17 protein-coding genes are annotated in these 23,465 nt (G+C 39.6%); 6 read left to right on the top strand and 11 right to left on the bottom strand.

Going from position 1 to position 23,465, the window contains the following annotated elements; all coding sequences use genetic code 11:
• Positions 1-96: 96 nt before the first annotated feature.
• The 8 genes from HC643_RS26095 to HC643_RS26060 form a co-directional block, all read right to left on the bottom strand.
• Entirely contained in the window at positions 97-7,290 is a 7,194-nt protein-coding gene (locus HC643_RS26095) for a sigma-70 family RNA polymerase sigma factor (RefSeq protein ID WP_237265947.1), read from the bottom strand.
• Positions 7,291-8,049: 759 nt separating this feature from the next.
• Positions 8,050-8,772, bottom strand: a complete 723-nt coding sequence (locus HC643_RS26090; protein ID WP_038083673.1) for an ABC transporter ATP-binding protein — start codon at positions 8,770-8,772, stop codon at positions 8,050-8,052.
• A 26-nt stretch (positions 8,773-8,798) separates the two neighbouring features.
• Positions 8,799-9,593, bottom strand: coding sequence for an ABC transporter ATP-binding protein (locus tag HC643_RS26085; protein WP_038083604.1), 795 nt, complete (start codon positions 9,591-9,593; stop codon positions 8,799-8,801).
• A 20-nt stretch (positions 9,594-9,613) separates the two neighbouring features.
• A complete protein-coding gene (locus tag HC643_RS26080; protein ID WP_038083601.1) occupies positions 9,614-10,537 on the bottom strand; it encodes a branched-chain amino acid ABC transporter permease in 924 nt (307 codons plus the stop codon).
• Positions 10,538-10,560: 23 nt separating this feature from the next.
• Positions 10,561-10,824: a ParE family toxin-like protein gene (locus HC643_RS26075; protein ID WP_050046851.1), complete on the bottom strand. Its 264-nt coding sequence runs from the start codon at positions 10,822-10,824 to the stop codon at positions 10,561-10,563.
• Positions 10,821-11,051 (bottom strand): hypothetical protein, encoded by a 231-nt coding sequence (locus HC643_RS26070; RefSeq protein ID WP_038083671.1) that lies wholly within the window; start codon positions 11,049-11,051, stop codon positions 10,821-10,823. Before HC643_RS26070 ends, HC643_RS26075 begins: the two co-directional genes overlap by 4 nt.
• Before the next feature lie 18 nt (positions 11,052-11,069).
• Entirely contained in the window at positions 11,070-12,020 is a 951-nt protein-coding gene (locus HC643_RS26065) for a branched-chain amino acid ABC transporter permease (protein WP_038083599.1), read from the bottom strand.
• Positions 12,021-12,294: 274 nt separating this feature from the next.
• Complete coding sequence (locus tag HC643_RS26060; protein ID WP_038083597.1) at positions 12,295-13,548, bottom strand: ABC transporter substrate-binding protein; 1,254 nt, start codon at positions 13,546-13,548, stop codon at positions 12,295-12,297.
• Positions 13,549-13,977: 429 nt separating this feature from the next.
• Between HC643_RS26060 and rsmG the strand changes: the two genes are divergently transcribed.
• The 3 genes from rsmG (at position 13,978) to HC643_RS26045 (ending at position 16,918) form a co-directional block, all read left to right on the top strand.
• Entirely contained in the window at positions 13,978-14,715 is a 738-nt protein-coding gene (gene rsmG / locus HC643_RS26055) for a 16S rRNA (guanine(527)-N(7))-methyltransferase RsmG (protein ID WP_408019866.1), read from the top strand.
• A 188-nt stretch (positions 14,716-14,903) separates the two neighbouring features.
• Positions 14,904-16,211 carry an AAA family ATPase gene (locus HC643_RS26050; RefSeq protein ID WP_038083588.1) on the top strand — a complete coding sequence of 436 codons (1,308 nt, stop codon included), beginning with the start codon at positions 14,904-14,906 and terminating at the stop codon, positions 16,209-16,211.
• A complete protein-coding gene (locus HC643_RS26045; RefSeq protein WP_202048655.1) occupies positions 16,205-16,918 on the top strand; it encodes a hypothetical protein in 714 nt (237 codons plus the stop codon). Before HC643_RS26050 ends, HC643_RS26045 begins: the two co-directional genes overlap by 7 nt.
• Before the next feature lie 123 nt (positions 16,919-17,041).
• On the opposite strand, the gene HC643_RS26040 is transcribed toward HC643_RS26045, so the two are convergent.
• Positions 17,042-17,782: a superoxide dismutase gene (locus HC643_RS26040; protein ID WP_038083579.1), complete on the bottom strand. Its 741-nt coding sequence runs from the start codon at positions 17,780-17,782 to the stop codon at positions 17,042-17,044.
• Between the two features lie 33 nt (positions 17,783-17,815).
• The gene (locus HC643_RS26035; protein WP_038083577.1) at positions 17,816-18,997 is read right to left on the bottom strand and encodes an aldo/keto reductase; all 1,182 of its coding nucleotides are present in this window, start codon (positions 18,995-18,997) and stop codon (positions 17,816-17,818) included.
• Positions 18,998-19,356: 359 nt separating this feature from the next.
• Between HC643_RS26035 and HC643_RS26030 the strand changes: the two genes are divergently transcribed.
• Entirely contained in the window at positions 19,357-19,599 is a 243-nt protein-coding gene (locus HC643_RS26030; protein ID WP_050046852.1) for a hypothetical protein, read from the top strand.
• Between the two features lie 206 nt (positions 19,600-19,805).
• Here the strand turns inward: HC643_RS26030 and rpiA are convergent, their stop codons facing one another.
• Positions 19,806-20,513: a ribose-5-phosphate isomerase RpiA gene (rpiA, locus tag HC643_RS26025; protein WP_038083575.1), complete on the bottom strand. Its 708-nt coding sequence runs from the start codon at positions 20,511-20,513 to the stop codon at positions 19,806-19,808.
• A gap of 166 nt (positions 20,514-20,679) precedes the next feature.
• Here rpiA and HC643_RS26020 point away from each other — a divergent pair, with 166 nt between their 5' ends.
• Positions 20,680-21,351 (top strand): S-layer homology domain-containing protein, encoded by a 672-nt coding sequence (locus HC643_RS26020; protein ID WP_038083574.1) that lies wholly within the window; start codon positions 20,680-20,682, stop codon positions 21,349-21,351.
• A gap of 172 nt (positions 21,352-21,523) precedes the next feature.
• The gene (gene dxs / locus HC643_RS26015) at positions 21,524-23,431 is read left to right on the top strand and encodes a 1-deoxy-D-xylulose-5-phosphate synthase (RefSeq protein ID WP_050046853.1); all 1,908 of its coding nucleotides are present in this window, start codon (positions 21,524-21,526) and stop codon (positions 23,429-23,431) included.
• Positions 23,432-23,465 lie beyond the last annotated feature (34 nt).

Genomic DNA, 23,465 nt, shown 5'->3' with positions numbered 1-23,465 from the left:
AGTTGAGTGCCGAGTTTCTGCAACGAAACCAAAGTATCTGCCGCCAAAATAACTTAACCCCCTTCCTTCGTAAAAAATAGGACAGGGGGTTAAGTCTTATTCTCCAATAGCTTCGAGGATATGACCAATAACTGGCTCTACACGCCAATATTCCTGACCGTCTTTCTTACCTACAGGGTTGGCTAGGCTAAGTAGGTCTGCCCATTTTAAAACTTTATTCACAACTTCTGTCTGGAGGTCATGAATAAAATCTACTAAATCATTAAGAGACACTTTGCCATCAGGAGACATTTGACACAATTGAGCTAAAACTCGTAAGACTTTTTGTTGTTCGTAAAGGTCAATCCCTAAATGTTCTGTAGTAAAATAAAGTGCTTCTTGGCTGTCATTGAATGAATCTTTGATTCTTTCTAAATGCAATTCCCAACGGTGTATGTCAGATTTGGAATTTTGGTAGAAACGATGCAGTAATGCTGACCAATTTCCTGTCCCTGTAGTGATTTTTTCTCGACTATTTTTATCACTGGGAAAATTACAATCTTGTAGCCATTGCCGTAGAGCTACATCATGCCAAGGTTTTAAACTCAAAGTGGTTATTCTGTTAACACGATTCAATTCTGTGCTACGATCACAGATTAAGTCCCATGCTATTTGAGGGTCAGCAATAAAAACTATTCGCACAAAAGAATTGTTTGATCTCAACCTTCCAATCTGTGCAATTGCTTCATCAATCCAGTGATGATTCCACTTGGCTAAAGCAGACACAAAAATGATTGTTGTACCTTCTTTTTGGCGATTACGAATTAGACGATTCAAGCTTTGGCTAAATTCATCTAAAGATGAGATGTTATCCAAATATTTATCAAAATATTCCTTTTTCTTACTCACAACTGATTTGGCATAAAGATCCAAGTCATCAAGTCCTGCTGCCTGAGAGCCAAATATAATAGAGACTCCGTTTTCAGCCAGCAGCAGTTTTGATTCTTGCTGGGCTGTTAGGGGACTGCGCCTAGAGTCTTCCTTTATACCAATAGCTGAACGAAAAGTCGCAGGCTCATATTCTAGAGGTATTTCACGAGGCTGCAAGAGTGTTACTTCTATTTCTTCTAGGGTTCCCATAAGGAGTAGTACATTGGGACTTCTAAGGGTAAATCCACCCGTACTAGTGACACGTAAAACCCCTAATCCGACCATTTCTTCTAGTAAAACTAGAATTTCATCTGATGATAAACCTTGGAAACCTTCGTACCACCATGTTAGTATTTCATTACGAATCCAAGACAAATTAAACCCATTTACCATGCCATTTTCGCTCTCTATAGAGCCATAGGCAATTGTGTAGGCAATCACTTCGTAGCGCTGGTCTAATTGCAGTGTCCAGATAAAGCGATCGCGAATAGCTTTACGTAAGTCCTGATTGTTGTAGGCATCATCAACTTGCTGTGAAGTAATAGTATAAGGTGGACCATTGTGGATATCAAAATTAGCAACATCAGGATTAGTAATGTGCCGGAGTAATTGTTGACAATAAAGTTGTATAAGGCTTGGATAATAGTTAGTTTGTGAGAGAATACGCGTGACTAAATCGGGCGAATCAAAGCTATAGCCAATGCTAGCAAATGGTCGTTCAATTAAGGCTCTTGCCTCCCGCATTTCACCATTATTCAACAGTGGACCAATACAAATAGGCTCTCCCAAATGTGCTAAAGGATGGTTCTCCAATTTGGTAGTACGCTGTACGTTGTGCAAGCCAGCAAATACTACTTTGAAACGACGATTTGTTCTGTCCATTAATCCTTTCAAACGAGCAGAACGAATAAAATCTCCTTTTTCGTCATTGTCTGCTGTGCGTTTTTTACCATCAGCTTCCAGAAATTTATCTGCTTCATCTAGTAACAACAGAATCTTGCGGTTTGTATCCTGGTTCAGCCAAGTTTCAATTTCTTTTAGCAGTTCGTCTGCTTTTACACGATTAGATTTATTATCAGAAATTACTCCGATTTTTCTAAATTCTGAGGCCAGTAAATTCCAAATTTCATCAATATCCCTATCGTAACCGATTGCTTCTGATTTAAGGTCGAGCCAAAGTGCAATTTTCCCTTCATTAGGTGAGTGAAACTCACGCTCCACTGAACGCAGTAAAACCGTTTTACCTAACTGTCGTCCCCCGTAAATAAAACAAGAACCCGTAGGAGAAATAATCGAGTCTCGTTCCCGTTCCCGTCCGTAAAACATTTCTGGGGAAACAAACCCTGAAGTAGTCGTATATGGTTCTAAGAAAGTGAAGGGCAAGGTACACTCAAATAATATTGATAGACGTGCGCCCCTTTCTCCACAAAGATAGAAGATGACAGCATCGTCAATAACGATAAAGGTACGACGGCGTTCCCGACACAATCGGGCTAGGTCTCTACGCCTTTTTTCTGACATCCGTCCAAAATGAAACACTAGTACCGCAGAGCCATGAGAAGTGTGTCCAACAGCATTAAGAATTTCTTCTTCTGAAGGTCTGTCCCATACGCAGAGAATACGATAACGACCTTTTGCCTCTGAACCAAAAGCGGGCATGGAACAACGCTTTTTGTCTTGAATCGGCTCAGTGGTGACATCAATCCAGGTATGATTCCCAACTTTTTTGATAATAATATTGTCAGTGTTAAAACCGAAGCTGCTTAGAATTTGACTAGCATCTTTATCTGTGATTGCTTGCTTTCTTCCTTTGACTGCAAACCAAGTATCGAGCATTTTAGATGCTTGCTTTGCCTGGGCACCGGGTACCTGCCGCATCTGTAGAGGTCCAATACTGATGCGCTGAGCAATGTTATTTATTAGTTCGCGTCGCTTGTTTGGATTTCTGTCAGCAGGCTCAAGTACGTCTTCTATAGAAAAATAATTCTCCTTAAAGAAGTCTTTAAAGGCTTCTCTCCTATTTTCTGGTTCGGGTATTTGTCTTCCTTGCTGCACCATATCTATATATTCATTAGCAGTCAGGACATCACCTGTATCCAACACATTGCTAATTCGAGCATATGCAGGATTGTCTTCCCCCATTTCTTCAATTAGTTTAATTAGTTTGCTCCTAGTCTCATTAATGCTTTCCTGCCGTTTAGCATTTATCGCTTGACCAATCTCTGAAAGATATAAGTTTTTTTCATAAAAACGTAGAGTTTTTTTTGTAGAGGCTTCTATTTTTTCTATCTGAGATGCATAGTGTAATCGCTCGGTTTCTCTAAGTAAACCCAAAGCAACATTATCTTCCAGTAATTTTCTAGTATTTTTAACTGTTTTCTCTAATTCATCGCGACAATGTTTAATACTAGCTTTACGTTGCTGCTCTAATTTATCTATATCAATTGATTTCTCTGGATAGACTCGAAGATACTCAATAATTCGTCCAGTTGCCTCATGGTCTTGACAGGTACACCTTGCATGGAAAGCTTGTTCCCAATTGAAATTATTTTCCTTACAAAAATTAATTATTTCCTTCACAAACAAATTTGGGCTTTTGACTTCAGGTTGCCAATTAGAATCCATAGGCACTGAAGGTAATTTGAGCAATTCTGCATTGAGGAGATATTTTAAATCAAATTCTACTGTTGGTAATGTGGCATTTGGTTCAAAAAGATTGCTAATATTTTCGATTGCTTTTTTACAACAGTAAACTCCAGCTTTTATCAGGACTGATGAATTACTCTTATCGAAAGCATTCAGTTGTTGCAAAACAGAAGTGTAAAGGCTTGCCAAATCTTGTTGCAATAGTTGAGCTTGACTGTAGTCATAATTATTACGATTTCTCGTGCAAGGTTCTTGTAAAGAAATCCACTGGCGAGCAAAATCAACGGCTTCCCGAACGTGCTGGCGAATTTGATTGAGAGCTAGACCAGTGATAGTATCACTACTACCACGAATTAAACCTAGTTCGCGCTGTTTGCGTTTGACTTCATCATTAATTTGAGTTTCTGACGACAATTGCCCCACATAATTTTTAACAGCATCTAGCCTGCTCAAATCGTTTTGTTGAATTGGCAATATAAGAGAATAAATAAGTTGATTTGGCTTTATCCACTCATTCCAAACTGCCTTAGCAGGACCATAAATCATATTTAAACGTGGTGCTTGAGTCCACCAAACTTCAACTTGCTTACGTAAAGCAGTAACATCGGCTTCCCACAACGTCTGATTTCTGACTGTTTTAATGGCTGTCGTATCCAAGGCTAAACCTTGGTTTCCGAAGTTACCTATAGTTTGGCAGTACCGATAAAGCTGACTCAGACCTTCTCCCAATCTAAGTGAGAGAAGTATTGCTGGAGCGTGAGTATTTGGGGCAAGTAATGCTGGACGGAGAGCAGCAGTGGCTAAAAGCAAACTAACAGCTTGGTTCCAATCATTATCTCCATCAGTAAAATAGTTATTCGTAAGGTTTGTAAAATCGCTTCTGAGAATGTTAGCAATTTCTCCCAATCCGAAATCATAGCGTATATGGCAACCTAAAATAACTCCTCGAATTATTCCTGATGGTATATTTAATTGAGAATTGGGGTAAATATCTTCTAAACTACGTGCTAAATAATAAGCCAAACAAAGTTGGTTTTCTCTAAGTAGTTTCCAAATTTGTTTGCGAAGGGCTAGTGGTTCTTCTTCGCTGATAGATATAGTATTTTGTTCCTCTATATCTTCTAGGGTTAGCCGATCTTGGGGCTGTACTTCTTCTGTCTTCTTTTCTCCAAAAGCATTCTGGTTTATTACCACTTTGGGCTTATCTGTAATTATAAATTCTCTTTTAGCTAAATTTTCTGGAGTTGTAATTAATGTTTCCTTTGTCTGAAATTCTCCTATAACTTGATTATTATGTGATGCAATTTCTGTGTTCCCCTGTAGTACATTTGATTGCTCTTTAGTTGCTTGTTTCACAGAGAATTTTTCTGTTTGATGAGTTTCGGCATAGAAGCTTTGAACATCAGTTTTAATACTTGAAGGTAATGTTATGCCTTGTATAAAGTCTTCTTTAACAGTTAGTTTTCCTCTTACTGCTGCTATAGACAAAGTTCTACCAAATGTTTCAGACACAGAATCTTGAAGGTCTGCCAAACTATCATCATCTAAATCTTCCCAGTGTGTAATTAATGTCAGTAATTTCGATAATGGATGAGCACCATCAGTTAAATTTTTGATATCGGGATGTTCACACTCTTGGGATTTTATAATGGCTTGGTAGAGTTCGTTGGCTCTTACTTGACACTCTACTAAAGGTTGGAAATCATTTTCTACTCGATGAACAATTGATAAAACACGCTGTAAAATCATCAAAGCTTGATGAACTAGTTGCTCACTATCTAACTTTTTCTTTTCCAACTCGCCTATATTTTGCGCTAAAGATTCGATGTCATGATATGAAAGAAGTTCGATCTTCTTAGGGATAGGAGATACTTCATATTTAACTGCTAATTCTAGGGTTCTGTCACGCAATTTTACAAAATTGACTCGGCATTCGCCTAATTCTGAAATTAATTCTTCGGTTATTGGTATACCAGGATGCTGGAACTCTCTAGCTGCCCTGGTTAATTTTTCACTTAGTTGGTTAAAATCCTGTTTTAAAGAACCAAGTTGTTCAAGTAAATTTTTAGAATTATATTCCATAGTCTGAGCCCTTTGACTTGAATTCATTTTTTTCATAACTTCTTTCATAACAACGATGCCAAGATTGTTCTCTTTTTTAAAGTTATGGATTACGGTTGTTTCTTCTAAATTGAATTTCTTTGTTGAAGCATTTGATAAAACAAAAGTTTCTGGTGTAGAATTAACAATTTGAGGTATCAATTTCGACAATCTGCTTATTCTGGGGATTTCACTATATAATTTACTGATTGTTTTATTGATAATTTGACGAATGCGTTCACGGGTTAAACCAAATTGCTGACCAATTGCCTCCAAAGTTTTCTCGTATCCATCGTCTACACCATATCGCATCTCTAAAATCTGGCGTTCTCGCGGTTGAAGTATTGATAAGATACTTTCTAATTCTTCTCGCAAACAAGTTTTAATTAAACAAGCTTCCGGTGTGTCTCCATCGAATTCAATAACATCTGCTAATACATTATCTTCTCCACTACCAATTGGTGTATCTAAAGAAATTATTGGTAAGGCAGATTTAACAATAGATTGTAAATATTCATCTGTTACATCTAAACTAGCAGCAATTTCTTTTTGTTTGGGAAGACGACCAATTTCTTGAGAAAGTTGCTTAGTTGTTTTTTTAATTAAGGAAATTTTTTCCCACAAGTGAACTGGTAGGCGAATTGTGCGGGATTGATTATTAATCGCTCGTCTTATACCCTGCCTAATCCACCAAGTTGCATAGGTTGATAGTTGGTAACCTTTTGTGTAATCAAATTTCTCAACTGCTTTAATTAATCCCAAATTCCCTTCTTGAATTAAATCTAAAAAATCAACCCCTCGATTTATGTAATTCTTAGTAATGGAAACAACTAACCGTAGATTTGCCTGTATTAGCTTATTTTTAGCAAAGCGCCCATTTGCTATTCGTTCACGCAGCAGTGATACGGATATACCAAATTCTAAGGCTAACTCTTCATCTTGAGGATTACGTTGATGTTGTTTTTGTAATCGTTGTCTAATGTTTTCTAACGCTTCTAACTGTGCAACTTGACGAGCAAGAAAAATTTCTTCTGATGCCTTTAATAATTTAATTCGACCAATTTGTTGTAGATACCAGCGAATTGAATCTTGGGTTTCGTATTGCTTTTGAAGTTCTCTAAATCTAAGTGCTTCATGTTGAATTCGGTGAAGCGTTTGGGGCTCAAGTGAAAAAGCAGCAATTTTTTCTAATCGATTTAGGTCATGATAACTAGGGTCAGCAGTGTTGATGAAATATTTGTTAATATTGAGCCTAAAATTCATTCGAGCATCAAAGCTCATGCGAGGACTTACGAGCATTAACTGGCTGTAGTCCCTTGTGCATAATAATAAAAAATAAGACAATCGCTGACAGAGGCTTTTGGCAATAGCTTGCATTCTATAAGAAACTGCATCAAGCGAAAGCCATTCTGACGGTTTAAGTTGAAACAGAAGAACCTGTAACTCTGCATTTCCTTGGTTTGCAATTAAGTAGACATGATTAACAGCTTGAGTACTACTCTTTGAAAGTTCTAAATCTGTAACATCAAGCAATTCGCAAATGGCTTTGTACCCAAGTTTTTGAAATATTGCTGCTACTTGTTCTGGTTTTCTTATGTTTTTTACATCATCTAGGTGTAGTAATCTGTCAGACATCTAATTATAAGAGAAATCATATCGGTTATTACCAAAATAAAAATCCTTTGCATTCACCCATTACTTTTGCTCTTTGATTGAATTTAACAACTTTCAATAAGTTTTATCAGCCAGTGAAAGACAAAAGTGAACGATTAAGCTAACCAACCTCAAGCTGATTCATTAAAGGTCTGTTGATTGACTTAGGCTGATACAGATTGGGGGTTAGTCATGCCCGGATATCAGCATGACATATTTAGTATATATTATATCGTGTTTTTTGTCCGTATTGTAGATTTAACATCATGGGCTGCGACGCTCATAGAGCTTTTCGGCAGAGCTTATAAATATACTCAGTAGACCGACAAGTTTTGTGAAAGCGATGTTTTTCCTCAATTACTATATTATTTTTTACAATTTTTAATAAAAATTAACAAAGTTGGTCGCTTGGAATACAATGATAAGCTTATCAATTAATTAAGCACAAAGAATCAAACTGGACACAACGAACTCACGCGCAAGCATAATACTGAATCTTCGTCTTGTATCGCCTTTATCATTTAGTCCGCGTAGGCGGACTTCGTTTGTATAGCCGCGATTTCCAATCGCTAGGCTAAAAGGGGTTAGAAAACGGATTTAGTATAAGCCCTTGCGCTTTTAAGAATGCACTTTAAGTACGTTCAAGGACGCCCGTGTCACAAGAGCTAGGTTTCTTGAGGTTGTGCAAGTTAAAGAATTATTAGCTTACTCCATTCAATATTGAGTACAAATGCAAGCTTATTACCCCAAATAAGCTTTTCTAACTCGCTCATCGGTCATTAATTCCGATGCTCGACCTGATAAAGTAATGCAACCCGCTTCCAAAACATAACCGCGATCCGCAATTTGTAAAGCGAGGTTGGCGTTTTGTTCAACCAACAAAATAGTCACACCCGTAGCGCGTAAGTTTTCAATAATGCTAAAAATTTCTCTCACGATCGCAGGTGCTAAACCCAAACTAGGCTCATCTAACAGCAAAAGTTTTGGTCTACTCATCAAAGCACGAGCTATGGCGAGCATTTGTTGTTCCCCTCCACTGAGAGTTCCCGCCAATTGATTGCGCCTTTGTGACAAGCGGGGAAATAACTCAAATTGTTGCTGAATATCTGCTTTAATTTCTGCTCGATCGCCTCGAATATAAGCACCCAATAACAAATTGTCATACACGGTTTGTCGTGCTAATACCCTTCGTCCTTCAGGAGAGTGAGCAATACCGAGTTGCACAACTTCATGAGGCTGACGGCGAGTGATATTGCGTCCGTTATAAAGAATTTCACCACGACGGGGATTCACTATCTTAGATATAGCGCGGAGAGTCGTTGTTTTCCCCGCACCATTAGCACCCACAAGAGTGACGACTTCTCCACTATTAATAAATAAATTAATATTTTCTAAAGCTTGAATACCCCCATAATTTACGTAAAGGTCTTTCAGCTCTAAAATTCTCAAATTATCTGCGTTCATCTGCATTCAGTTAGCGGTTAAAAGATTTATTCATTGCCCAAATATGCTTCAATCACAGCTGGATCGTTTCTGACAACAGATGGCTCACCCAAAGCGATCAATTGACCAAAATCCAAAACAGCTATGCGATCGCACAAACCCATAACTAAGGGAACATGATGCTCGATCAAAACGATAGTTAAGTTAAAGCTTTGGCGTAAGTTGCGGATAAACTCACTCAATTGGTGCTTTTCACTGGGATTCATACCAGCTGCTGGTTCATCTAAAAGTAAGACCTGTGGTTCTAAAGCAAGAGCGCGTGCTATTTCCAAACGCCTTTGGTCACCATAGGCAAAGTTTTTCGCTTTTTCATCCAGGCGATCGCTTAAACCAACCAGCCCTAATAATTCTACCCCTCTTCGTTTGCTGTTTTGTTCTTCTTTAGGAGCAGGAGGCAAGCCCAAAATCCCCTGCATCATACTACTCTTGGTATGCAAATGCCTTGCTATAACAACATTTTCTAACGCTGAGAGTTCGCCAAACAAGCGAATGTTTTGAAATGTTCGCGCAATCCCCAAACCTGCGATTTTGTGAGGACGCAATCGAGAAATGTCTCTATCTTGATAAATTAAATGACCGCTAGAAGGTGTAATTAAGCCCGTAATTAAATTGAATAGTGTAGTTTTCCCAGCACCGTTAGGACCGATCAGTCCAAAAATTTCATATTTATTTACATGAAAAGATACATTATTGACTGCTACTAAACCCCCAAAACGGCGGGTTAAGTTTTTAGCTTCTAGTAAGGATAATTCAGAATTTTTAGTGAAAGTTTCTTGAGTCATCAGTCAGGTGGTCACTCTACCTACGTGCGGCGTTTTCTGCGCTTCTTAAATATATCTGGAGTCACAAGACCTTGGGGAAAAAAGATCGTCCCAATGACAATCAGCAGTCCAAAAATAATTAACCTGCCATCTCGCAATAATTGTGCCAACCAAGGAGGTATACCGCCCGTATCTGCCATTGCTCTTAACACCTCTGGTAAAGCTGTGAACACCATACCTCCTACTACCGAACCTAAAAAAGTTCTGGAACCACCAATTAACACAAAAGTGAGATAGTTAATACTCGTATCAAATGTCCCTTGACGTGAATTCCACGTGTTGAGGACGTGAGCGTTGATTGCACCAACTACTCCCGCAAGAATACATCCTAAAGTGAATGCCAGAACTTTGTAGTAAGTTGGATTTATACCCATTGCGCTCGCAGCTAATTCATCCTCGCGAATCGCCAAGAACGCCCTACCAACTTTTATACGTTCCAAGCGATAAATCAGCACCATACTCACAATCAGTAATGGTAGCGCAATCCATAAATACTCAATTGGTTCGGAGAAAGGTTGAGGAATACCGAAAATACCCACAGCCCCACCCGTAATGTCTAAGTTTAGAGCTAACACTCGCAGAACTTCTACAAGAGCAATGGTCGCGATCGCCAAATAAATCCCCCGCAACCGCAGCGCTGGTACTCCCACTGCTACTCCCAGTAAACCAGAAACAATACCTGCTATCAGCATTTCCAGCAATAGCAGTGGAACGGGAAAAACCCCGGTGGTAGAAAAAATAGTTGTCGAGAGAATAGCAGCAATATACCCACCCAAAGCATAGAAGCCGGGACTTGCTAGAGACAATTGCCCAGCCATCAGAGGTAAGTACAGAGATAGCCCCAGAAGCGCCCCCGATACCATAGAGACGATAAGAGCTCCATAAGTCGTAAAAAATTCAGCCATAAAGTATTGTCACTGAGATGTAGTTAAGAGAAAAATCTCTCATAATCTTCATGTTTACCAATCCAAAACCATGTGACTGTATCACCCTCCAAAATACCAATAGCTCGGTAGCCACGGGTTATTCTAACAGACCAAATACTTTCCTCCTGATTAATACATTTAAAGTGTAAAGATGGGTGAAAAGAGTTTTGTTTCCACAAGCGATATGCTTTCCTCGCACTATTTTTAGTATCATCATTTAAAGAACTATAAGTCTCCCAAAAGGAAGGTAAAGTAGCAGACTTCATAACTGGTCATAATTTAGTGGGGAAGCCTTTCCTTCTGCTATTTCCTGTTTAACTTTTCGAGCAGCAGCTATAAGTTGCTGCTGAGTTTTTTGAAACGTAGCATCCCATTGCATCTCATCTGTTAAATCTTCAATATACTCACGAAGGTGTTCAACAATTTGGTTTTGTAAGTCTTCAGGTAATGACTCCATCATTTTTACCATGGTGGTAATAGCTGTAGATGACATATTCCGACCTTCCATAGACTAGACTTTTTGAATAAACCGACGACCAAGTAAACCTTGAGGTCGCACTAACAGCATAATAAACAAAATGCCAAAAGCAACGGCATCTTTGTAACCGGAATACTCCCCAGGGACAAATGCTTCGACTAACCCGATAAGTAAACCGCCCAAGACTGCACCAGGGATGCTACCCAATCCGCCCAAGACAATCACCGATAAACCCCTCAACCCAAAACCAAGCCCGAAGTACGGTCCAGCAATGCTGACGCTAGTGGCGACTAAAGTTCCCGCGACTCCTGCAATAAAACTGCTAATGAAAAATGTCAGTACGATATAGCGATCGCTGTTTATTCCCAGTAAGCTTGAAGTTGTGGGGTCTTCTGCGATCGCCTGCATTGCCTTACCGTATTTTGTGTTACTGATAAAAAAAGTTAGAATTGTCACAACGATCGCAGAGACAGCAAAAATTACCAACTGAGCGCTACGAATACGAATTGGGCTGTTTGGTGCGCCAAAGTTGATAGAAACTGGTAAGTTACCGTAAGTATTTTCTGGAAAAGTATAACTTTCTGCACCAACTAAATACTGTATTAAGTTAACGATAACAAATGCTACACCCAAGCTAGAAACCACCGTTAGTAATGGGTCAGAACCTCGTTGTCGTAAAGGGAGAAAGGCAATGCGTTCAATCGCCACGCCTATCAACCCAGCCAAAACACTTCCCAAAATCATAGCAACAGGGAAGGGTAATCGTATTGGCAGAGTTGCATTAGCCAGAACACCATTAAATCCAAAAGTACCACCCATAAGTGCATATGTGAAATATGCACCCAAGGTAAAGACTGCGCCATGAGCTAAATTAATAATACCTAAAATAGAGTAAACCAAAGTGTACCCCAAGGCAAAAATAGCGTAGGCGCTACCGATAGATAATCCGTTGAAAAATTGTTGTAAAAATAGACTGAAATTCATCTGTTTGGAAAATAGAGCATGAGGTATTGGGTAAAGGGCATTATCAAACATACATTGATGCCCGTTACCCAAATTTATACCTCTTTGTGTGCGGGAGCATCCCAATTAAAAAAAACATCGGGCGATTGAAAATCGCGACTATACAAACAAAGTCCACCTACGTGGACTTAATACAAAGCCCGCCTGCGCGGGCTTGGTTTGTATAGCCCCAGAATTCTATTCTGACGGAATTTGCAAAAACGGAATGCACCCTTGTGTACGGAATTGATTTTGACTACTTTAAAATAGCAAATTTACCTTTCTTGGCACTTTTATCCATCGTAATTCGAGCAACATAAAATTCTTTTTGAATTACCTCGCCTACAGGAGTAAAAGCAATCTCACCAAGAGGAGTATTGTACTTTCCTGATAGTAGCTCTTTATTTAATTCTGTCCGCAGTTGAGGTAAGGGTAATGTACTAATTTTTGATTTTTTATCTAAAGATTTCAGAGCTTCGACATACACCTGCACTGCGGCAAAAGCTTGACCGCTAAACTGGGGCGGTTCTTCATTATATTGCTTTAAATAAGCAGCACGGAATTCTTTGTTAACTTCTCCAGAATATTCAGGGCTGTAAGCTTGAGCAATAATCACACCATCACAAAATGCTTGACACACTGCGAAAACTTTTCCCGTGTTCAGTCCATTTCCAGCAATGATTAAACCTTTATAGCCCAATTCTCTTAATTGTCGGATTAAATTCCCTCCATCAGCAGCCAAACCCGAAACAACGATCAGATCGGGTTTTAAGTTAATAGCATTAGTTGCTTGGGCTTGAAAATCTGTATCCGTGGTTTGAAATTTTTGAACTGTTACAATTTCCAGTCCTTGATCCTTAACTGTTTTCTGAAAAATCTCTGTTTCTGATTTGCTAAATACATCATTTTGTGCAAAAAAGACTGCTACTTTCTTAATCTTAGGATTTTCTTTAAGAGCAGTTTTGACTGAATTAGGAGCAACAATAGAAACAGGTGCTGATACACGTGCAACATAATCACCTATTTCTGGTACTCCTTTTGCAGTATTTGATGCTCCAATCACTGGAACTTTGGCTTTTTCGGCAAAAGGATCGGCTGCAAAAGCTTGCTGTGACAAAGTTGGACCCACAATTCCAACTACTTTATTTTTGTTAATTAAAGTTTGAAAAGCATTAATCGCCCCTGCTTCATCACCACTAGTATCCTGGAATACCAGTTTAATTGGAGTGCCATTAACGCCGCCTTTCTCATTAAAATACTTCTGGGCAATTTTTGCCCCAGCAACACCTTCTTGACCGAGCAAAGCGACATTACTTGTTTGTGCAAAGGCAATACCGATGGGAATTTCACTTGATGTGTTTGCCGTCGCAGCCGTGTTAGTTGTAGAGCTAGTACTCGTGTTACCATTAGTTTCTGTATTGGTACTAGTGGTTGAACCACCCCCGCATGCTGTCAGCAGCATGGCACAAGTTGCGAATAATGCAGTTGTTAAAGTAGTTGTTTTTTTCATGGTCGAATAAAGCAGGTTTCCGTGTATGCTTGATAAACTCAAGAAAGAGACTTGATATATCAGCTAAGGATTAAAATACTAAGCAGTTGTCAGAGTTAATGCAAGGTGCTATTGTAAAAAATCCGTAGCATTTTTACTAAAAAACGTAACTTAAGATACTGCTTTAAGCGGTTACGTATTGAATTTACATATTTGACATGAAAGCTGTTAGTTGTTAGTGGTTATTGGTGAGTGGTGAAATGCAGAGTGGCTACATCCCACAGCCACTAACTACTACCTAATAACAGTTCTCATGAAAAATCTGTAACTTCTACACTCATTAGCTTATACAGTCATTGGCATAGCAAAAGTTTATCGGCAAACCTAAAAATTGTGAATAACTTGAATTCGCCTTTTTTGCCTGATATGGTAAATATCTGGCAGCAAACCATGAATTGGACTCCCACAGTCCAGCAGCAAGATCTTTTCCAAAAGCTTTACGAGTTGATTTTATCCGGGAACAGCCAACAAAATTTGACTCGCATCACCGATCCTCAAGAGTTTTGGGAAAAGCATCTTTGGGATTCTCTACGGGGAATTGCTTTTTTGCTTTCAAGACAAGCACAAGAAAACACACCTGACAAAGAAGAGTCTACTCCCTCACTTCCTTCATCTCCCCAATCTCCGACATTTATTGATATTGGAACTGGTGCGGGTTTTCCTGGTATCCCAGTAGCCATGACTGTTACTGATAGCACTGTAACTCTTCTAGATTCCACTCGGAAAAAAGTTGCTTTTCTCGATCGCGTCAAAGATGACCTTCACCTGACTAACATTAAAACGGCGATCGGGAGAGCAGAAGAGATCGCTCATCAAAGCCAACACCGACAGCGGTATGATGTTGCTCTCATACGTGCTGTCGGAACAGCTTCTGTCTGCGCCGAATATACCTTACCGTTGTTAAAACAGGGCGGATTAGCCGTCATTTATCGGGGTAATTGGACGGAAGAAGAAGCAACGTCTTTAGAAAATGCCGTTCAACAACTTGGTGGGACAATTGAATCAGTCGAAGAATTTACTACTCCCCTCACTCACAGCATTCGTCACTGTCTTTATTTACGGAAAGTAGGAACTACACCATCTCAGTTTCCTCGTGCTGTTGGTGTCCCTACGCAAAAGCCTCTTTAAGTATAATAAGAGACTACTTCAGTGAAAAAACTTCAAAACTTGATTTTCTACTATTCTTCGGCTTCAGCAAAACGGCGAAGGTGTGAAACATTGGTAGTAGCAATCATTTAATTTTCGTAAAGTTTTTGTCCTATACGAAAAAGTCAACTTTAATAACAATTGACCATCTGCAACTGACTTACAACACTATGAATCAAACCCTTCTTCGCTTTCTAGCTACCAAAAATTATAAAAATTTGTCCTTAGATAAAGAGGTCAATCTCACGAACCTCAATATTTTTATCGGTTCAAACGGTTCGGGAAAAAGTAACTTTATCAACTGTTTAAAATTTTTAAAAGATAGCTTAATTAATATTCCTGATGAAATTAGAGGGGTTAGTAGTTTTGAGAATGGAGTTACTCAAATTGGTGGTAATAGAATTTTAGATAGCAGTGTAGCAAGTCCTGCTGTAGTAAGATTGGCATACTGTTTTTTGCCCTTTTCACAAACTAGCTTTTCTAAAAAAGATGGAGAAATTCTCGATCTGAAAATTTATGTTGATAAGAATACACCTAGAGTTAGCGTCGCTGAGGAATTTTTGTATAGTGGGGAAGATTTATATGAATCAGGTATATCGCAACCTTTCTATTATTATCAATTTCACAATCAAGAAGCAGGAAAAGGTGTTGTATCTGTTTATAAGACACCAGGACAAAGTTTAAGTACTCATTTTAAGCCTTTAGACAATATTAGTACTAGTTCTTTAGGTCTTTCTGCCATTCCTCGATTGCTGGAAGATAGTGAATACCCTCCTGAAAGTACGCCTATTTATAGAATTAGAAGGGATTTGGTTGAATTTATTTCTAATTGGCAATTTTATAATGCTAACAATATGGATTTGAATCAAATCAGAACAGCAGAGCCTAAAATCGGAGGTAGCGATATTTATTTATCTCCGTCTGGAGATAATTTAGCATTGGTCTTAGAGAATTTAATTCAGGAAGATATTGATTTTGATGAAGGTATCAACAACGCCATAAAATCCATTTTACCAAAAACACGTCGGCTCAGACCTATACGCTCAGGTCGCTTATCTCTGACTGTAGAATGGTATTTTCAAGATATTAAAGAAGCTTTTTATTTAAATGAACTATCAGATGGAACTGTTAGAATGCTATGTTGGGCTACTATATTAAATTCTCCAATTCTTCCTTCATTACTAGTTATTGATGAACCGGAACTGGGCTTACACATATCTTGGATGCCAATTTTAGCTGAATGGATTAAAAAAGCAGCAACTAAGACTCAAGTAATTATTACTACATATAGCCCCGATCTTTTGGATCATTTTACCGATTGTCTAGAGAATGTTCTTTGTTTTTATTCAAAAGATGAAACCCATTTCTCTATCAAAACACTTTCCAAAGAAATGCTCAATCAAAAACTTGAAGAAGGATGGCAATTAGGTGATTTATATCGCGTTGGCGATCCTAGTATTGGAGGATGGCCGTGGTAATATGGGTTTTTGCTGGCGGTGGAGAAGCAGAAGTTAGAGGATTAATTCCTTTTTTGCAAAAAAACTTTCCTAGATGTAGATTTGAAAGAAAAACACCAGTTCGTCAAAAACCTGGTCCTAAGCCTAATAAAGGAGTTAGTTATGGAAGAACAGGTCAAAGCTTGGTCGCTCAAATCAGCGACCAACTACCTATTACCTTACAATATGAACCCAACAAATGCGATTTAATTTTAGTTTTTGACGATTTAGATTGCCGAAACCCAGAGAATCAAAGAGAAAAAATTTTGACAACGATATCAAAAATACCAGAAAGTGCTAGCATCTCCAAATTTGTTGGATTTGCTGCTCCTGAATTAGAGTCTTGGATTATAGCAGATTGGAATAATTCAATAGCTAAACATCCAGATTTTAAGAACAGACATCAGCATATGCGTTGGTGGCTAAGTACACAAAGAAATATTCCTTTTGATAGTCCAGAATCATTTAGTGAATATGACTATGAAAGGGATTGTTGTCAAGAAAAGTTATCAGAGGCACTTATTGAGTCAAGTGTTTTAGATGAGTTTGATCGAAGCGTAACACGCTTTTCTAAAGGGTTACATACTCCTTTGCTATTACTGCAAATACAGCCAAATGAAGTTCAACAAAGATGCCCTCTATTTCGCGAACTTTACAATTATCTTAGTAATTTTGGTCAAAATCCTTAAATTTTAAAATTATGTTTGAATTTACGTTTTGTGAAATTAAGGATGCACCCGATCGCCTAAATTGACTCGGGGAACTTGAGTTCCCCTTTAAAGATGAGAAGCAATGAAGATGTGTATCCTTTACTACCTTGTACTTGAGGCAACAAAACGCTTGTTAATTTCATCCCAGTTTAGAACATTCCACCATGCCTTTAAATAATCGGCACGACGATTTTGATACTTGAGGTAATATGCATGTTCCCATATGTCATTACCCATAATGGGGTAGTTTCCTTCAACTATAGGACTATCTTGATTGGGTGTCGTCATCACAGCAAGGTTACCATCTTTAGTCCGCACGAGCCAAACCCAACCACTGCCAAAACGACCGACACCCGCTTCATTAAACTGCTTTTTAAAACTTGCAAAACTGCCAAAACTTTCTTTAATGGCGGATGCGATCGCACCTGTAGGTTCTCCACCACCTTTTGGCTTCATAATTCTCCAAAACATTGCATGATTCGCATGACCGCCACCATTATTGCGTACCGTTGTACGAATATCTTCTGGTAGATTGTTAAGGTTGCGAAGAAGAGCTTCAACGCTTTTTCCTTTCAATTCTGGATGCTTGTTTAATGCAGCATTCAAGTTTTTTACATAAGTCGCGTGGTGTTTATCGTGATGAAACTGCATGGTTTTGGCATCTATATGAGGCTCCAACGCATTGTACGAGTAGGGTAGTGGTGGTAGTTGAATAGCACCTGGTGCATTAGAATTAGGCTGCTTTCTACTGGGAGTCTTTTGTGCAAAAGTACCAGCATCTAAAGCCAAAACACCAGCACTAGATCCAAGTAAAAACAAGAAATGACGGCGATTAACAGTCATATTCAATATTCATAATTTATAATTCATAATTTATCAGCTTTGCGACAACCTCTGTCTTGCTTCACCTGCTAACATCTGATGTGCTTCTATTAAAAAGCGAGGAATTTTTTCTGCGTGAGGGCTGCGGCTGAGACATTCCCGCAAGTCTAATTGCCGTATTTTCTCTGCTTGAGTGCCGGGAAACCAATGACTTCCATTGCCAAGCAGGTTGTATCGCATTTTGGCATAGTCCACCATATCGTATGCCAAAGCCAAATTTCTCAACCACAAAATGACTGGAATGTTCACATACCCTGGAGTTTTCTCATAAGTTGGTAAATTAATATGCCAAGTTTTGACCCAATCTTCTCCTAAAACCGCGATTGCTTCTTCTTCCAATCGAGCCAAAATAGGTGGCAAAATTTCCAATGAATTATCTAGCAAATCTAATGTTTTTAAGTGTTCGTCAAAATCTTGTGGTTTAGCAGCACCCACACTTAAGGTATGAACTTGGGAATGGCTCAAACAAAATAAATCGTTAAAAACCATTGGACTGAGAGGCTTACAAAGTTCTACAAGTTTTTGTGGGGGTTCATATAACATCCCTCCTTTATTAGAGGGGCTAATAATAAATACTCCCATATCAAGGCGGGTTGCAGCTTCAATAGCAGACCAGTTGGCTTGATTGATGTAATACCAGTGCAAGTTGATGTAATCAAACTGGTTGGTATTAATTGCTTGAATAATAATATCTGTTGCACCGTGTGTGGAAAAGCCAATAAACTTCACTTTTCCTTGTGCTTGAAGTTTGTGTACGAACTCCAAACAACCACCAGGACGAATGGTATGATTCAATAACTCAGCATTATTAATACCATGTATTGCTAGTAAGTCAACATAGTCCAGGCGAAGATTTTTTAGCGATTTTTCAAAATCTCGTTGAAATTCTTTAACATTAGCGTTAGGGCTGATTTTGGTTTGAACAATCAACTTTTCGCGCTCAAAAGCGGGCAAGATTCTTCCCAACTGCATTTCCGAACTCCCGTAACCACGGGCGGTTTCGATATGATTAATTCCCAATTCTACTGCTCGTCGAATCGTCGCTTCTAAATTTTCTTGATTATCGCGAGGGACTTGCCACTGTGGTATGTCCTGCCATTTATATTGATATCTCATGCCACCGCAGGAAAAAACAGGCATTTTTAATTCTGTGCGCCCAAATCGTCTGTAAAGCATTATTAGACGTTAAATTTTGGATTTTGGATTTTGGATTTTTAGTTGTATGTTATGACATTAGTGTTGCCTTTCAGCCACACATCTTGCCAAAGATTGATTTACATTTAAATTATGGTCGTGTAAAGAATGGATTTCATTTTTTACTTACCATGGGTTGATAAAAAATACAATACACTAGCTCATTTTAAGTATTTATACCATCTTGACGTATCTGTGTAAAAGCAGTAATACCAGGACGGAATAACGGAAAAGAGCTTGAATTAGGCAATGTACCCGGAAACTTATCCGAGTATTGCGTAAAATGAAACGTTCTCTGTGAAGTCTCGGTTAGTTCCACTAAAAAATCTCCGGAGGTATCAATGCCACATCACATCAGCACTCAGCCAACCACAAATGTGAATACTTATTCTAATTCTAAGGGTGCTGCTGATGCCTATACTCTCAATCTTATAGGCTTTTTTATTATTTCTTTACCTATAGTTTTACTACTCGGAATGACAACTTATAAAAGATATCGTACTGTTGTTCTTCGTCGGCGAAGAGTCTTCCTTGAAAAAATGTGGTTAATGGATGCTAAAGATAATACTTATAGACAAGATTAAATTTTAACTAACTTAAAAAAGTGAGTAGGGAGTCAAGAATATACCTTTTTTACAATCCCTCGTTCCCATGCTCTGCATGGAAATGAATTCATAGGAGATTCCTCGTCCTGTAGTTGGTTGGAAAAGCCAGGTTTCGCCTCGCTTTTCCGCATTCCCAGGCGGAGCCAGGAAACGAGAGACACCCCTACTCCCTACTCGCTTTCTTATTACAATTGCCTAACTATCGGTTGATCGTCTTTAACTTCTCCAATTAACACTAAATCGACACAATTGACAAAAATCCCATTCTCCAAAACACCGGGAATGTTGTTTAGCGTTTTTTCTAGATTTACGGGATCGCTGATTGTGTCAAATTTAACATCTATCACCATGTTCCCTTGGTCGGTAATAACGGGACCTGCTTTTTTAACACCCATGCGGAGTTCTGGTTTACCGCCCAATTTCTCAATTGCTCGTGTCACTGGGGTTACTGCCATTGGGATGACTTCTACGGGTACGGCAAATACGGAACCCAATCGGTCTACTAGTTTACCAGCATCGACAACGACAATAAACCTGTTTGCCAGATAATCAACGACTTTTTCGCGAGTGTGGGCTGCACCGCCCCCTTTGATTAAATTTTTTTGAGGATCGACTTCATCTGCACCATCAATGGCAATATCAATGCGATCGATAGCATCTAGAGTGGTTAGCGGGATACCATACTGCTTGGACAGCACCTCTGCTTGAAATGAGGTGGGGACACCAACAATATCTTTGATTTCACCAGACTTAAGGCGATCGCCCAAAAACTGAATTGCATATGCTGTCGTTGACCCTGTACCCAACCCAACAATAGAACCTGATTCTACCAAAGCAGCGGCGGCTTTGCCGACTTCTTGCTTCATTAACTTGGTGGGGTCTGCTGCGCTCATTCCCAAAGCTCCTCAAAAATAAACTATAGTTTAGGGTAAGGGAAAAAGGTAAAGGTACGCAAAACGGTTTTGAGAGAAAGAAGCAAGCAGTTGGCAACAATACTAAGTCAAAATTCGTCACGGAATGGGTTGGTGTAGCAGAAGTCACTTGAAAGTGTTCTAAATTATGCGTCAGCTTCTAAGTACTCTCTCATTAATCGCACTCCTGCAATCTTTTCCCAATGTAGCGATCGCACTTGAGCAAGGCAATACCGAACAACCCTCCGACCCGGTAACACAAGTCGTTGCTGCTAAATTAATGTCTAACGCCCCTGATGGCAATTTTTATCCAGAACGGTTTGTGAGTCGAGCAGAATTGGCATCGATTATGGTCAAAGCATTTCGACTCGATAAACGACAGGCTGCTACCAAAGAAAATTTCAAAGTGGCTGATGTATCCCCTTCCAATCCCGCGTTTAATGATGTTCAAATAGTTTTAAAAACTGATATTATGAAGGGTTATCGGGGAAATTTATTCTTCCCGAATCAAAGAGTTACAAAAGCGGAGGCTTTAGCAATTTTCGCACAAGCTTACGGCGTTTTTCAATTCCCTGATGAAACAGTCAATGAGATTCTTGCCTCATATCCGGATGCTGCTTCTATTCCAGCTTGGGCAAGGAAAGCACTTGCTACAGCTGCTAGTGAGGGATTTGTCAATACAGATCGACAAGGTAATCTCTCCCCATTGCAGCCTATGACTCGTGGGGACATGGCTTATGTCTTGAGCCAGTATTTACACAGACAGCAACCACAGCCGCAAACTCCGGAAGTTACCGGAGGGAGCGATCGAGAATCTTAAGTTAAAGTCAAGACAAGGGGGACAAGAGCGACAAGGGAGAATATAAATGTTCTCTCGTTGTCTTTTGCTGCTTTAGTTCCTTTTTGTAACTGTTTGACAATGACTCAATAAGCTGATAACCCCACGTGGGAAAATCAGAAATACAAAAAGTAGAGAGGAAAACCCTATAGTTATGCACTTGAGTGAAATTACTCATCCCAACCAACTGCATGGTTTGTCGATTCGCCAGTTACAACAAATTGCCCGTCAGATTCGAGATAAACATCTTCAAACTGTAGCAGCAACTGGAGGACACCTCGGACCTGGTTTGGGAGTTGTAGAATTGACCCTAGGGCTTTACCAAACGCTGGATTTAGACCGCGATAAGGTTATCTGGGATGTAGGACACCAAGCTTATCCTCACAAACTCATTACAGGACGTTACCCTAACTTCCATACTTTGCGGCAAAAAGACGGAATTGCCGGTTATCTCAAGCGATGCGAAAGTCAATTTGACCACTTTGGTGCGGGACACGCCTCCACCAGTATCTCGGCTGGATTGGGTATGGCTTTAGCAAGGGATCTCAAAGGAGAAAAGTTTAAAGTAGCCGCTATCATTGGTGACGGTGCGCTGACTGGTGGTATGGCATTAGAAGCTATCAACCACGCCGGACATTTGCCCAAGACCAACCTGCTAGTTGTCCTTAATGACAACGAAATGTCCATCTCTCCCAACGTGGGTGCTATTCCTCGCTACTTAAACAAAATCCGTCTGAGTCCACCAGTACAGTTCCTTAAAGATAATTTTGAGGAACAATTCAAGCACATTCCTTTTGTTGGGGAATCCCTGTCCCCCGAATTAGGACGCATCAAAGAAGGGATGAAGCGCTTGGCTGTTCCCAAGGTAGGAGCTGTCTTTGAAGAACTCGGTTTTACTTACATCGGACCTGTAGACGGACACAATTTAGAGGAATTGATTGCAACTTTCCAACAGGCGCATCAAATTCCCGGACCCGTTTTGGTACACGTTGCAACCGTTAAGGGTAAAGGTTATGAAATTGCCGAACAAGACAAAGTTGGCTATCATGCCCAAGTTCCCTTTAACTTAACTACAGGGAAAGCTATTCCCTCCAATAAGCCCAAACCACCGGGTTACAACAAAGTTTTTGCCCACACTTTGGTTAAACTTGCCGAACAAAACCCCAAAATTATTGGTATTACTGCTGCTATGGCAACAGGAACGGGGTTAGATAAATTGCAAGCAAAGCTACCCAACCAATATATAGATGTAGGCATTGCCGAACAGCATGCTGTTACCTTAGCTGCGGGACTGGCATCTGAAGGTATGCGTCCGGTCGTTGCTATTTACTCTACCTTCTTACAACGTGCCTACGACCAAATTATTCACGATGTCTGCATCCAAAACCTGCCAGTGTTCTTTTGTATGGATAGGGCGGGAATTGTTGGTGCTGACGGTCCAACTCACCAGGGAATGTATGATATTTCTTATCTGCGTTGCATTCCCAACATGGTACTTATGGCACCCAAAGACGAGGCAGAATTGCAAAGGATGGTAGTCACTGGTATCAATCACACATCCGGACCCATCGCTATGCGTTTCCCTCGTGGTAGCGGTTACGGTGTTCCTTTGATGGAAGAAGGTTGGGAACCTTTAGAAATTGGTAAAGGAGAAATTCTCCGTACAGGAGATGATGTGTTGCTCCTTGGCTATGGCACAATGGTACAACCAGCCCTGCAAACTGCCGAAATTCTTAGCGAACACGGTATTGAAGCAACTGTGGTTAATGCAAGGTTTGCCAAGCCTTTAGATACGGAATTAATTTTCCCACTCGCTCAGAAAATTGGGCGAGTTGTGACCTTGGAAGAGGGCTGTATTACAGGGGGCTTCGGCTCGGCAATTGCAGAAGCACTTTTAGATGCCGATATAGTCGTTCCAGTTAAACGCATTGGTATCCCCGATTTGTTGGTAGAGCATGCCGAACCAAACGAATCGAAAGCCGCATTGGGTTTAACGAGTCCGCAAATTGCTGACCGAGTTTTACAGGCTTTCTTCAAGCGAGAACTTTCTACTGTGAGTTAACACCAGTACTCCACCACATTAAAACCTCATATCA

The sequence above is a fragment of the Tolypothrix bouteillei VB521301 genome (assembly GCF_000760695.4).
GTDB lineage: Bacteria > Cyanobacteriota > Cyanobacteriia > Cyanobacteriales > Nostocaceae > Scytonema > Scytonema bouteillei_A.
The sequence above is the reverse complement of the archived record's forward strand: the minus strand, read 5'-3'. Positions and strand labels throughout refer to the sequence as shown.